Annotated in this window: 6 protein-coding genes; 2 read left to right on the forward strand and 4 right to left on the reverse strand. The window is 63.2% G+C overall.

What is annotated here, in order from left to right:
- Nucleotides 1-209 precede the first annotated feature (209 nt).
- Complete coding sequence (locus Pan216_RS05670; protein WP_145256036.1) at nucleotides 210-1,454, forward strand: LL-diaminopimelate aminotransferase; 1,245 nt, start codon at nucleotides 210-212, stop codon at nucleotides 1,452-1,454.
- Between the two features lie 856 nt (nucleotides 1,455-2,310).
- Here the strand turns inward: Pan216_RS05670 and Pan216_RS05675 are convergent.
- Nucleotides 2,311-6,162, reverse strand: coding sequence for a protein kinase domain-containing protein (locus tag Pan216_RS05675; protein WP_145256039.1), 3,852 nt, complete (start codon nucleotides 6,160-6,162; stop codon nucleotides 2,311-2,313).
- 644 nt (nucleotides 6,163-6,806) lie between these two features.
- Between Pan216_RS05675 and Pan216_RS05680 the strand changes: the two genes are divergently transcribed.
- The gene (locus tag Pan216_RS05680) at nucleotides 6,807-8,057 is read left to right on the forward strand and encodes an outer membrane protein assembly factor BamB family protein (RefSeq protein ID WP_145256042.1); all 1,251 of its coding nucleotides are present in this window, start codon (nucleotides 6,807-6,809) and stop codon (nucleotides 8,055-8,057) included.
- 1,730 nt (nucleotides 8,058-9,787) lie between these two features.
- Here Pan216_RS05680 and Pan216_RS05685 read toward each other — a convergent pair.
- The 3 genes from Pan216_RS05685 to Pan216_RS05695 form a co-directional block, all read right to left on the reverse strand.
- Complete coding sequence (locus Pan216_RS05685; RefSeq protein WP_145256045.1) at nucleotides 9,788-12,505, reverse strand: alpha/beta hydrolase fold domain-containing protein; 2,718 nt, start codon at nucleotides 12,503-12,505, stop codon at nucleotides 9,788-9,790.
- An 83-nt stretch (nucleotides 12,506-12,588) separates the two neighbouring features.
- Nucleotides 12,589-13,608, reverse strand: a complete 1,020-nt coding sequence (locus Pan216_RS05690) for an aldo/keto reductase (RefSeq protein ID WP_419193298.1) — start codon at nucleotides 13,606-13,608, stop codon at nucleotides 12,589-12,591.
- A 100-nt stretch (nucleotides 13,609-13,708) separates the two neighbouring features.
- The gene (locus Pan216_RS05695) at nucleotides 13,709-14,284 is read right to left on the reverse strand and encodes an NADPH-dependent FMN reductase (RefSeq protein WP_145256050.1); all 576 of its coding nucleotides are present in this window, start codon (nucleotides 14,282-14,284) and stop codon (nucleotides 13,709-13,711) included.
- Nucleotides 14,285-14,372: the final 88 nt, after the last annotated feature.

Below are 14,372 nucleotides of genomic sequence, written 5' to 3' on the forward strand. Positions count from 1 at the left end.
CTGGGTGGCGTCGCCACAAGAGTCCCTGGTGACGAGATGGTACTGTCGAACGACTGTGTTCCGTTGAGCCTCTTCCGTGCTTCGCACGCCCAGGTTGGCAAGCAACCTGGGCCACCCATCCGTCGTGTAGGCGAGTCTCGCCGGACGTGACTCCGCTCCGTAGAAATGGCGGCTTGACGTGAACGGACGCGGATGGAGCGGAGACGAGCGTGAGCGATACCTACCTGCAAAAACTGTTCGCCGAGCGGATCGGCGGTGAGAACTACGGCAAGAATACGGCGATCTACAAGTTCGAGAAGATCAAACGCGCCAAGCAGGCCGCGCGGGCCGCGATGCCCGACGTCGAGCTGATCGACATGGGCGTCGGCGAGCCGGACGAGCCCGCCCACGAGCAAGTCGTCGAGATCCTCCGCAAGGAAGCCGGCGATCCCGGCAACCGCGGCTACACCGACAACGGCATCCCCGAGTTCAAGGAAGCCGCCGCCCGCTACATGCAAAATCTCTTCGGGGTCGCGATCGACCCGGCGACCGAGGTCAATCACGCCATCGGCTCCAAGAGCGCCCTGACGCTGCTGCCCGCGTGTTTCATCAATCCCGGCGACATCACCGTGATGACGACGCCGGGCTACCCCGTCTTCGGCACCCACGCCAAGTACTACGGCGGCGAGGTCGTCAACCTGCCGCTGACGGCGGAGAACAACTTCCTACCCCAACTCGAGACCCTTACGCCCGAGCAGTGCAAACGGGCCAAGGTCGTCGTGCTCAACTATCCGAACAACCCGACCGGCGCCAGCGCGACGCCCGCGTTCTTCGAGAAGGCGGTCGCGTTCGCCAAGAAACACGAGCTGATCCTCATCCACGACGCCGCCTACGCGGGGCTCGTCTTCGAGGGCAAGCCCCTGTCGATCCTGAGCACCCCCGGAGCCAAGGACGTCGCGCTCGAACTGCACAGCTTGAGCAAGGCGTACAACATGACCGGGTGGCGAATCGGCTTCGTCTGCGGCAACGAGTTGCTCGTGCGGGCCTTTTCCGACGTGAAAGACAACAGCGATTCGGGGCAGTTCGCCGCGATCCAGAAGGCGGGGGCCTATTGCCTCGACCATCCGGAGATCACCGCATCGATCGCGGAGAAGTACTCACGGCGGATGGATCTGCTCGTGCCCGTCCTGCGGGAGCATGGCTTTGACGCGAAGAAGCCGGCGGGCTCGTTCTTCCTCTACGTGGGAGCCCCGAAGGCCGCGACGAGCAAGGATGGTCACCGGATCGAGTTCGCCTCGGCCGAGGAGGTCTCGCAGTTCCTGATCACGGCGCTGTTGCTCTCGACGGTGCCATGGGATGACGCCGGAGCCTTCGTCCGTTGGAGCGTCACCTTCGCCGCCGCCACGCCTGAAGACGAGAAACGCATCGTCGCCGAGATCGACAAGCGTTTGGGCAAGCTCACGCTCGAGTTTTAGTCTCGCAGGGTGGGTCTTGACCCACCACAAATGACGGCCGACAGATGTCTTGGGTGGCCCCGATTGCTCGTCAATCTGGGTGGCACCGCCACAAGAGTCCCTGGTGACGAGGTGTTTCTGTCGAACGACTGTGTGGCGTTGGGCCTCTTGCGTGCTTCGCACGCCCAGGTTGGCAAGCAACCTGGGCCACCCATGGAATGGAGCGTGGAACGCGCGGGGTGGCCCCGATTGCTTGTCAATCGGGGTGGCGTCGCCACAAGAGTCCCTGGTGACGAGGTGTTTCTGTCGAACGACTGTGTGGCGTTGGGCCTCTTGCGTGCTTCGCACGCCCAGGTTGGCAAGCAACCTGGGCCACCCATGGAATGGAGCGTGGAACGCGCGGGGTGGCCCCGATTGCTTGTCTATCGGGGTGGCGTCGCCACAAGAGTCCCTGGTGACGAGGTGTTTCTGTCGAACGACTGTGTGGCGTTGGGCCTCTTGCGTGCTTCGCACGCCCAGGTTGGCGAGCAACCTGGGCTACCCATGGAATGGAGCGTGGAACGCGCGGGGTGGCCCCGATTGCTTGGCGGGGTGGCCCCGATTGCTTGCCAATCGGGGTGGCGTCGCCACAAGAGTCCCTGGTGACGAGGTGTTTCTGTCGAACGACGGTGTGGCGTTGGGCCTCTTGCGTGCTTCGCACCGCCACAAGAGCCACCGGGCGCCGCAACGGTCTTGAGGGTGAGTTGCGGTACGGACGCCGGACAAGAGATGGTGGGTCAAGACCCACCCTGCTTGGATCCAGAACGCTGAAGGCAGCTCATGTCAGGCAATGCCCTGACCTACGGGAGAAGCTCACCCGGCACGGTGAGCCCTGCCGTCAATCTTCGATGGTCGTCCAGCGGGCGCCGACGATGTGGCCGTCGTGGTCGTGCGAGGTGGCGTCGTGGGTGAGGTTGCCTTCCCCTTCGTCGAAATGAAAGAGGGCGACGGTCTGCTTGTCGGTGGGAAGTCTCTCCTTGGTCCGGTAGTCGTCGGCATAGCGCGCGACGTTCGAAAAGCGGACCTCGTCGATGATACCGCTGAAGCGTTGCCGCTCTTCGTCGGCTCCGTCGGCCGGATCGGATCCGATGTGGAAAGGCAAGGGCGAAGAGCGATGGACTCGCGGTGGAGGGGGCGGTAGTGGAGATCGTTGTCCATCTGACGGTTGTCCGGAGCGATTCTTCTGCTTGCCCCCAGGTGGTCGCGGCGGTGGATTCCTGCCGTTGGGTGGTTGCGGCGGGGGCGGCGGAAGCATCAGTTCGCCTGGTTGGGCACCTTGCCGCTTGCCATCGACGAAGAGCATGAACTGCCGTCCGTTGAAGACCCCGGCAAGCTGAACCGGCTTGTTCAATTCGACCCGTTCGTTGGAAAAGACGCGCTGGGGACCGTTCTGGTCGTGAACGGTGAAGGCCCAGCGTCCGCCATTGAGTTCCAGGCCGATCCCCGCTTCGTGCTGGTTGCCGACGATGGCGGCATCGTCGCTCGCGTAGGGGATCACCGTGGCTTCGATCGTTGCCGGTGACGACCCGTCGTAGGTGAGCGTGTCGATGCTCACGTAGTCGACGCCGCGGAACTGCAACCCGGTCTGGTCGCGGCGGTTGGGCTTGGACGTCTCCGCATCCGGTTCGATCGCGGAAGGGGGTGGGCCCTTGACGTGCTCGATCCAGCGACGGACGTCAATGCGATTCTTCGCGACCTCGTTGAGGTACTCGAGGGCGTTGTCCTTGCTTCCTTGGTCGTCGACGGCGAAGAAGATCCCCAGCGCCCACTTGACCTGAAGCGGATTAACGCCCTCGGAAAGCAATTGGGCGTTGGCCAGTAGGGCGACATCGGCGGCAAGCAGTTCGCGGAACGGCGTCTGCCGCGCTCGTTGGCCGACCTGGGTGAAGAGCACCTGGCTATCGGTGTTGTACTCCAGGAAGCGATGCCCGCCCTGTCCCCGGACGCGGATCTCCTCGCCGGCGTTAAGTTTGGAGAGTCGCTTCTCCGCCGCTCCGATGACGAGCTTATGACGCTCAAGATCCTCCGCGTCGCGATGAAGTTTATCGGCCGCTCCCTTGAGTACGTCGGCTTCGCGACCCTCGGCGAGCAAGGCCTCCGCGGCTTTATCGTCGCGATACGCAAGGAGCGTGAGGAACTTGCGGCGCCATTCCCGGTACGCCAGGCCCGAGTCGCCACCGGGGGCATTGGGCTCGTTCGTCTTCGGCTCGACCGCGTCGGGTTTGCCCAAGGGAATGAGCTGGATCTTGCGAATGCGGAGCGTCGAATCACTCGAGCCAATAAAGACGCGTCGGCGATTGGGGACGTTCCAGTTCTTCGACAGCGAGAGGCGATCGAACCCCTCGTTCCAATCGACGAAGAGTTCGCGATTGAGTTCGGCCGTCAGCTCGCCCTTGGTGACGTTGATGACCAGTTCGCTGTCCGCGTTGGGACGCAGGAAGGGGGTTGGCAGCCCTTGGCGCTCGACGAGTCTCACCCCGTCAACGAGCATGATCCCTGAGCGAACCTTATCGGCACCGGCTTGAGGCGAACCGTCGATCATGACTTGGCAGTAGTGGTCGCCGACCGGAAGGCCGATCGTCAGGTTCGTCGGTTTATTGATCGGTTCGACGTCCATCACGAGCCGGTATTCTTCCGGCACGTCGTAGGGGATCTGCAACCGGGCCCACATCGTTCCGGGAGACATCAAGTCACCGTTGATCTTCTTGTTCCAGCTACCCACGATCGCGTCGCGACGGGGATCGGTCCGCTTCAAGAGATCGACGACGGAGGCTTCGGGTTGTTTCTCGCCGAGGGGGCGGGCTCCCTTGAGGGAGGGCTGGCGCATCTTCTCGCCGTTGGGAGTCTCCGGCCGTTTGGTCAGATCGGTCGGCTCAGCGGGCGGAAACTGCTGTTTTTTGTCAACTTTGGCGACTTTCTCGTCATTTCTCGGCCGTTTTCGCCCCGGTTTGCGCCGAATATCGCCCGATTTGGACACTTTTTCGACCATTCGGGGCCGCTCGGGCGCCGAGGCCTTCTTCGCCCCGCCGATCTCGACGGCGTCGACCGGTTCGAGGCGCCGGAGCGTGACGTTGATCGTCGTCGTCTCGCCCGAATCGATCATCACGTGGTTGTTGGTCCAGGGCTCGTAGCCCTCCTTGGTGATCTCCACGAAGTGCGTGCCGGTCATCTCGTCACCGAAGAGCGTCGGCTCGCCGTCGGGGCCGGTCCTGCCCTTAAAGCGTTGGTCGATCACGACTTCCGCTCCGGCAACGTTAGCCCGAATCGCGAGCGTTCCCGTGACGGAACGCGTTCCGGAACTGGTCGTGCCCATCGTCTTAACGGCACTCCAGATGGAGAAACCGCCGATGAGGCAGGCCCCGGCGATCGCGACAATGGCGAAATTCCGCGTCGTTCGCTGTTGGATCTGCTCCGGCGTCAGCGGTGGAGGCTCCGGCTTGCGCGGGCGCGGGATCTCTTGAGACCGCGAGGAACGCCGACGGCGCTTGCGCGAAACTGTCGGCATCTTCCCATCACCGCGACCCGGCTTGGTGTCCCCTTCGCTGGGGGTCTGGATGATGGTCGGATCCTGCGATTCGTCCGAGGCGTCGCTGGAGGGCGCCCAATGGGTACCGCTCGATCCCGGGCGATCCACTTCCTCGGCCTGTTTGGCCATTTGCGTCAGCGAAATCGTCTGGTTGGGGTCTTGGCACGCATCGAGATCCTTGGCCAACTCCGCCGCGGTCTGGTAGCGGTCCTCGGGTTCCTTGGCGAGCATTCGTTGGAAGATCGCGTCCATGTCGGCGGAGATCTCGGGATTGATCTCCCGCAGCGACGGGATCGCTTGCTCGCGATGGGCCAGAAGGGTCGCCATCGCCGATTCGCCGCGAAAGGGCGGCTCCCCGGTGAGCAGAAAGTGCAACGTGCACGCCAAGCTGTAGATGTCCGAGCGTTGGTCGGCGCTCTTCGTGGCAATGGCTTGCTCGGGGGACATGTACGTCACCGTCCCCATGATGCTGCCACTTCGCGTCAGCCCCTCTTCGACACTGGTCTCGTCGTTGTCGTCGAGCGACTCGAGTCGCGCGAGACCCATGTCGAGGATCTTGACGCTGCCATCCTTGCGACTGACCAGCAGATTATGGGGCTTGATGTCCCGGTGAATCACCCCCTGGCGATGAGCGTAGTCGAGGGCATGGGCCGCTTGCGTGATGATGTCAGAAGCTTGCGAAGGGGGAAGCGGCCCGTTGGCTTTCACGATGTCGGCGAGGTTGCTGCCGTCGACGAACTCCATGACCAGGTAGTGAATGCCGTTGGCTTCGTCGGCGTCGAAGGCGGTGACGATGTTCGGGTGGATTAGCCGAGCCGCTGTCTTGACCTCGCGGTGAAAGCGCTGGACCGCGATCGGCGAATGCATCGCGGTGGAGGGGAGAACCTTGAGGGCGACGACCCGGTCCATGCGGCGATGACGGGCCTTGAAGACCATCCCCATCCCGCCTCGGCCGAGTTTCTCCAGCAGGACGTAGCTTCCCAGGTTCAGCGAACGTCCCCGGCCCTTGTAGACCATCGACGCCTGATACTTCGTCAGCTTCGCGTTTCGGACCAGTTCGGCGGCCAGCGACTTGGCCGTTTGCGGCTGCGCCTCCTCGGTCAACCCGCCAAGAAAATTGCGTAATTCCGCTTCGCTGAGCAGCCCCGCTTCGGTCACGCCCACGGTGAATTGCTCGAGGTCGATCTTGCCGCCTCCTCATCATGCCAAATCGACGAACCGCTCGCGGGTGCCGCGACTGCCCGCCTCGACGACCAAATCGACCAACAGGGTACCGGTCGTTCTCCGTAAATTCGCCGGTCCCGTCGCCTTCTTGGGCAACGTCCACCACTCTTGAGTATGCCTCAGATCTTCGCCTGACGCCAGTGGTACGTCCGACCGATCCTCGCTTCTCTGTCCATTAAACGAAAAGGAACTTCGCGGAGGCTACCCCTCGCGATCGTTTTGGGTTGCCGAAAGTCCTGTCACTTCCTTGCGCGGCGCGGACCCCAAAGCGAAGTGCCGCCGACCTCTTACCTCCCTTTTCCGGAGATCGCCGTCGTCCCCGTTTTCCTCCGCGATGAGGGGGGCCAACCGGCACGACGATTCGAGTGACTCCACCTCCGGAAGTGGTTAAAGTGTCCAGTGACCGCGAGATCGGCTCTAGGTTCTTACTGTCATGCTCCACGCCGATACACCATCCCGCATTGTCACGCGGACAAACCGACGGGTACGTCCTCGCTACTGGGGCCTTGAAGCGAGGCGGTGCCGATTCAGGCATTCACCCATCGGGACGGGTGTGCTGAACCACTGAGAGGGAACCGTAGTTCATGCTCCAACGAACACTTCTTGGTCTACTGCTCGTCTTCTCCTCGCTCGCGAACGCCGAGGAGGGCTGGAACCGCTTTCGCGGGCCGGATGGGACCGGCATCTCCGCCACCAAGGGCATTCCCGTCGAGTTCGGCGACGACACGAATGTCGCCTGGAAGACCCCCATTCATGGGAGAGGGTGGTCCTCGCCGGTGCTGCTCGACGATCAACTCTGGATGACGACCGCCACCGAGGACGGTCGAAAAATGTACGGCGTCTGCGTCGATAAGAACAGCGGGAAGATCGTCCACGATCTGCTCATCTTCGAGAACGCCGAGCCGCGTTTCTGCCATCCAGAGAATAGTTACGCCTCGCCCACGCCGGCGATCGACGAGGGGCGCGTCTACTTGCACTTTGGAAGCTACGGCACCGCCTGCGTCGATCCGAAGACCGGAAAGATCCTCTGGTCGCGGCGCGACTTGGAGTGCGATCATTTCCGCGGCCCCGGATCCTCGCCAATTATTCACGGCGACTTGCTCTTCGCCAACTACGACGGCGTTGATGTCCAATACGTCGTCGCGCTGGACAAACACTCCGGCAAGACCGTCTGGAAGAAGGAACGCGCGATCGACTATGGCACGGACAACGGCGACATGAAAAAAGCCTACGGGACACCCGCGCTGATCGAATACGCGGGGCGCGAGCAACTCGTCAGTCCGGCCGCGATCGCCACCATCGCGTACGATCCTTCCAGCGGCGAAGAACTTTGGAAGCTTTACCACGGAGGCTACAACGTCGCCGCGGTACCTCTCTTCTCCAAGGGGCTTGTGTTCATCGCCCCCGGCGGGCGCGGCAACGGCATGGTCGCCGTGCGCCCCGATGGCCAAGGCGACGTTTCCGACAGCCATCTCGCCTGGAGTCTCTCCAAAGGGACTCCCAAACGCCCATCGCCCATTCTCTTTGAGGATCACCTGTACATCATCAACGATGAGGGGATCGCGTCGTGCATCGAGGCCGCGACGGGCAAACTTCGCTGGCAAAAGAGGCTGCGTGGGAAATATTGGGCCTCGCCGGTACTCATCGATGGCAACGTCTACGGCTTCAGTAAGGAGGGCCGGGTGCCCGTCTTCAGGGCCTCACCCGAGAAGTTCGAGTCGGTCGCCGAGAACAGGTTCGAAGATGGTTTCAACTCGACCCCTGCCGTCGACGACGAAGCGATGTACCCCCGGACCTTCACCCACCTCTACCGCATCGAGAAGAAGGACCACTAGGCTTCGTCTCAAAAGTCGGCGCTGGCTTCGGCTGGCTACGTCGGCGCGGGACTTTGTCGGGCTGCATCGACGAATCCAGCGGATTCGCCTGCTTCGCCCTTCTCGTCCCCCACCAACTCGCTGAACCTCGGGCCAACGATCTACTCTTGAGACGAAGCCTAGGCCGCGGGTCGGAAGATCGCGTCCGCCCGCGAGACCAGTCTGCGTCACGATCGCGCGATTTCCAAGGGCTACTCGCGATTTTTCCTCAGAGAGGATTCACCACTTTTTTTGCTCCCCCTTGTCCAAGGGGGAGACAGAGGGGGTCTCTTGCCTATTTTCCCAGGGGGAGCACCGGTTGCTGTGCTACCGGTGCGGCGAAGCCGCTGGAGGTCTTGTTCCGAGGATCGCATGCTGTTGAGGCTGAGTTTTCGGCAGCGGTTGTCCTTCGTGGGCGTCGCCGCTCGTTGACCACCATTGCTTTGAGACTTCCAGCCGACTGCGTCGTGTCTTCCTAGGGGGAGCACCGGTTGCTGTGCTACCGGTGCGGCGAAGCCGCTGGAGGTCTTGTTCCGAGGATCGCATGCTGTTGAGGCTGAGTTTTCGGCAGCGGTTATCCTTCGTGGGCGTCGCCGCTCGTTGACCACCATTGCTTTGAGACTTCCAGCCGACTGCGTCGTGTCTTCCTAGGGGGAGCACCGGTTGCTGTGCTACCGGTGCGGCGAAGCCGCTGGAGGTCTTGTTCCGAGGATCGCATGCTGTTGAAGCTGAGTTTTCGGCAGCGGTTGTCCTTCGTGGGCGTCGCCGCTCGTTGATCACCATTGCTTTGAGACTTCCAGCCGACTGCGTCGGCCCCGGTAGCGAAGCAACCGGGGGTACCCGAAAGGGGGAGGTGCGGCGAAGCCGCTGGAGGTCTTGTTCCGAGGATCGCATGCTGTTGAGGCTGAGTTCTTGGAAGCGGTTATCCTTCGTGGGCGTCGCCGCTCGTTGACCACCATTGCTTTGAGACTTCCAGCCGACTGCGTCGTGTCTTCCCAGGGGGAGCACCGGTTGCTGTGCTACCGGTGCGGCGAAGCCGCTGGAGGTCTTGTTCCGAGGATCGCATGCTGTTGAGGCTGAGTTTTCGGCAGCGGTTGTCCTTCGTGGGCGTCGCCGCTCGTTGACCACCATTGCTTTGAGACTTCCAGCCGACTGCGTCGGCCCCGGTAGCGAAGCAACCGGGGGTACCCGAAAGGGGGAGGTGCGGCGAAGCCGCTGGAGGTCTTGTTCCGAGGATCGCATGCTGTTGAGGCTGAGTTTTCGGCAGCGGTTGTCCTTCGTGGGCGTCGCCGCTCGTTGACCACCATTGCTTTGAGACTTCCAGCCGACTGCGTCGGCCCCGGTAGCGAAGCAACCGGGGGTACCCGAAAGGGGGAGGTGCGGCGAAGCGGCTGGAGGTCTTGTTCCGAGGATCGCATGCTGTTGAGGCTGAGTTTTCGGCAGCGGTTGTCCTTCGTGGGCGTCGCCGCTCGTTGACCACCATTACTTTGAGACTTCCAGCCGACTGCGTCGGCCCCGGTAGCGAAGCAACCGGGGGTACCCGAAAGGGGGAGGAGCCCTTTGACCGCCATTGCTTTGAGACTTCCAGCCGACTGCGTCGGCCCCGGTAGCGAAGCAACCGGGGGTACCCGAGAGGGGGAGAGCCCTTTGCTCGCCGTTGTCCAAGGGGGAACCTGTGCAAGCGGGGACGAATACGACTCCCCTCCGGCGACTCACTTCAGCGTGAACTCGATCGTGCCTAGGTCACCGAAGTTCGCGACGTAACGCCCAGGCTGACCGGGGTGCATCTTGCCGAGGGCGCCGCTGAGGATGACTTGGCCGGGCTTCAGATCGATCCCTTGATCGAACGCGAAGTTGGCGAGCCAAAGCCCAGTCTCCCAGGGGCCTTTCCAGCAGTCGTCGCCTGAACCTGTATGGAGCGACTCTCCATCCCGCGTCAGGGTCACCTTGACCGCTCGCGGATCGAGCGTGTCCGGTTTGACTTCTTTGCCGACGAGGTACGCCGCGGCGCCGATATTGATGGCCGCGATGTCGGCCGCGGTGGGAGGACCGTCACCCGCCAGTTGGCCGGCCGGTAGCTCGATCGCCGGGGCGACCGCGCGGACGTGAGCCTTGAACTCCTCGCCAGTGGTGAGACGCCGGGTGATTGGTTTGCCGATGATGAAGGCAATCTCTGTTTCGATCTTCAGCCCAGGCCAGTCGGCCAGCGCGATCGTCGACTTCTTCGTTCCGTCTCGTCGCCCCGATTTGCGGAGGATGCCACCCAGCGGTTCGGAGATGCCAAGCCGCGCTTGAACGCGTGGCGAGACGAGCCCTCCCTTGACGCCGCCGATCTCCTTCGCGTCGAGCGTCTGTTGTAGCCACCTCCGCTGCACGCGATAGGCTTGGTTCAACGCGTCACCGCCGGATGAGGAGGCGTCGCTGATCCGCGGAAGTGGTTCCCGTTTCTTCCACGCGGTCGCAATCCTCTTGGTGACGTCGTCGTCGGGATGGGGCTTCGTTGAGTAGGTTCGCGGAGCGTCGAGCGATTTCTCCGCCAGTGGCAGGTTCATCACGAAGAGGCCTTGGCCGGTGCTCCTTTCCCCGTCGGCTTTGTCGATCGCGAAGCAGAGGAAACGACCATCGGGAGAGAGGACTCCCTCGCTCGCCGCGTATCCCGGGTAGGTCGCGGCATCGGTGAGTCGTTGCATCGAGCCACGTTCATCAAGGGCGAGCTTGTGGAGATCCGTACCTCCGGGAACATCATCCACGACGGCCGCCGACGCGACCAGCGCCTCGCGACCGTCGGGAAAGACGGCGACGGGCGTGTCGACGCGTTTCTCCGAGCGAGTCAAGTTGCGAAGCTCCCCTGTCTTCGTGTCGAGTAGCAGGGCCTCGCGATGGCCATCGACATCGGCACTGACGAGAAGCCTTTGATCATCGGGCGCGACGAAGCCGGCGACTTCGAGCGAGTCGGGATGGATCGATGATGGGCTGGCGCCGTCGAAGGCGAGATGACGCTCGGTTAGCCGAGGGGCGTCGTCGGAGAATTCGACGTTGGCCATGTAGAGTTTCGGCGGCGTTTCGCGACCGTCAGTGGTCAAGACGGGTTGCTCGGTCCAGGCGATCGTCATCGAGTCAGGGGAGGCCGCGACGCTTTCGACCCCGCGCAGACCGAGGGGGACGGGCGGTTTGGTCACGCTCTTCTCGAGGAGGAAGAGGTCGTTGGTCGCCGTTGAATTCTCGTCCGAACCGGACGCGGGATGACTCGGGCCCAACAGCAGGATGTTGCCGTCCGCGAGGGTGATCGCTTTCGAGAAGCCGTGATGGTTGAAGGCGAGCGTGATCGGCCGAATGCTCCCGGTATCGCGATCGAAGGCGAAGACCTCACCGCGTGGTTTCTCGACAAAGAGGATTCGCTTTCCATCGGCGGACCAGTGGGGACGCTTCCCGAAGTGCGTGAGTCGACGGACATACGGCGGAAGATGATCGACCGGGCTTCCTTTGTGATCGGAAGCTTTCGCTACCGGTTCGAGCATGCCCTGGTCGTGCAGCCATGCGGCCGCGTCGCGGGGCCAACGGGTGACACGATGCCAGTCGGGCCGCAGGCCGTAGCCGTGACCACCGGTCGGATAGACATGCAGTTCGGAGGGGACTTTCGCTCTCTTGAGGGCGAGAAAGAGCTCGGCGCTGCTCTCGCAGGTAATCGGATCGTCGGCGGCGTGGGCGAAGAAGATCGGCGGCGTGTTCTTGTCGACGCGGTAGTCCTTGAGCAGCTTGCCTTGGTCGTCGGTGAGCCACGCGGGGTAGACGAGGATCGCGAAGTTCGCCGCGCATGACTCGCTGTCGGCGTCGTCGATCGGCTCGTAGAGGCGCTTGCCGGCGAAGAGGGCGGTGTTGGCGGCGGTCTTGCCTCCGGCCGAGAAGCCGAGGATGCCGATTCGATCGGGATCGAGATGCCACGTCTTCGCGTTGGCGCGAGCGAGGCTCAGAGCCCGCTGCGCGTCCATGACCGGGCCCTTCCAGCGGTCGTCCTTGCCGTGCTTGCCGGTTGGGGTGCGGTACTTGAGAAGGATCGCCGCGATGCCGTGGTCGTTGAGCCAACGGGCGACCTCGGTCCCTTCCAGATCCCACGCGAGGATGTGAAAGCCACCTCCCGGACAGATCACGCATGCCGCTCCGTTGGCCTTTTCGGGAGGAGGGAGAAAGACGTGCAACTCGGGTTCGGCGACGTTGGTCCACTTCATGACCGTCCCGCCCCCGACGTGGCGGTCGGTGGGACGCTGACGGTCGTACTCGGGGCCATCGGCGAAGGCCTGTGGGCCGGGCGGCGTCGTCGGCCAGAGCTTCGTCACCGTCGGTTCCGCCGCCAGGAGCGAGGTGAAGGCGCAAAGCGTCGTCGCGATCGCGGCGAGGGCTGTACGGGTACCAAAAGGGTGACATCGAGGCATTGTGTCGGCTCCTGTCATGAACGGTTGGGTGAGCGATGGAGTCAATTCGTTTGTCGGCCGACGAGCGTTCGGCGGCTCGTGGCTCAGTCGGTCTTGCCGATGGGGACGCCCGCGCCGAGATTGGCCAGGCCGGGTCCGTGGTACGACTTGCCGAACGGCAAGATCATCGGCTCCTCGAAAGGGCGATGAGGGACCATCGCGGCGATCTCGTCGAGACGGTCGAGCAGGTTGGCGGGCAGGGGGCCTTTCTCGACGAGCGCGACGCTCTCCTCGAGCTGCGCCGTCGTCTTCGGGCCGACCAGGACGGTCGAGATGTCGGGATGGGAGATGGCGAATCGCAGTCCGATCTCCGGAAGTGACATGCCGATGTCATCAAGAAACGCGTAAAGCTTGGCGAACTGTTCTTGGCGCGGCTTGGCCAGCCAGACCGGTCGGCGGCGGACCTCCTCGTCGAAGCGCCGGGCGAGAAAGCCCTGGCCGAGCGAGGAGGCGATGATGATCCCCATGCCGAGTTGCGTGGCCGTGGGGATCAGCTCGATGGCGGCCTCGCGGTAGAGGACGTTGTAGTTGAACGCGGTCAACACGACGTCAAACTTGCCGGTCGCCACGAGATGGTAGAGTTCCGAAGAGGTCGTTCCCGCCAGCCCGATCGCGCCGACGAGGCCCTCCCGTTTGAGTTCGAGCAATAAGTCGATCACCGGGCCCTCGGCCCGCTCTTGATTCGTCCACCAGTCGTACTGTTGGGGGCGATCGGGCTCGTGGATGAGGAGCAATTCGACGCGCTTGCGTCCCAGGAGCCTGAGGCTTTCCTCAAACGATTCGCGAAGCGCCGCGGTGTCGCGGGCGTCGAATGGCTGGGGACGACCGCCGAGTTTGGTCGAGAGGACCAGCGGCTCGGAGACGCTCGCCAGCGCGGTGCCCAGGGTCGCCTCGCTATCGGCATACGCGGGCGCGGTGTCGACGTAGTTGATCCCGAGTTCGATCGCTCGCGGAAGGATCCGGATCGTTTCCGAGGTTCCCCCCGCCAAGGAGGAGGTGAAGAGTCCCCCGAGGGAGAGTTCGCCGACGTGAAGTCCCGTCTTGCCGAGTGGTCGTTTCTTCAAGGCTCTCGCTTTCGCTCCGTGTCGCGATGTTCGTGTCGCGGGGTCGATACCGATGACTGGAACTGACGATACCTCGCCGGGGATCGGTGTCATCGATTGGTCAGTAGGGCGTTCCCGAGGCACGTTGGGTCTTTAGGGCGCTAGCGTACCACGCGAGTTCGTCGAGGAAGCGGCCGGTCGACTTGTCGGTACGCTCGCTGGTGGGCGCCCCGGACTCGTCGAAGGCCTGGCCGACCTTTGGGAAGGGGAGGATGCTCGGGATACTCGACATTCCCATTTCCGCGAGCATGACGCGAAGCTGCATCGCGGCGCGAACCCCGCCGTAGGAACCGACCGAATAGCAGGCGATCGCCGACGGCTTGAAATAGTACTCGTCGAGAAAGTGATCGAGCAGGTTCGAGAGGGCCGGCGGCACCGAGTGGTTGTACTCGGCGGTGACGATGAGATAGGCGTCGGCCGGGACGATGATGTCGGCGAGTTTCTGTAGGAGGGGCGGAGCCGATCCGGGCTCGTACTCCTTGTACATCTTGTCGAGCAGCGGCAGGGGGAACTCGACCGGGTCGACGAGGGTCGAGTCGAAGCCGCGTGCCTGGCACTGCTTGAGCAGGTAGTTCGCCGGCTGGTGGCCGAGTCGCTCCGAGCGGACCGATCCGAAGATGACGGGAATCTTGAGCATCGTCTGTTCCGGTTGTGGGTGATGGGTGTCGACCGGACCCTCCCGCGGCCGACGTGAGCCCGTATTCTACGCACCGGGAGGGAGAGTT

Source organism: Kolteria novifilia, from assembly GCA_007748055.1.
GTDB lineage: Bacteria > Planctomycetota > Planctomycetia > Kolteriales > Kolteriaceae > Kolteria > Kolteria novifilia.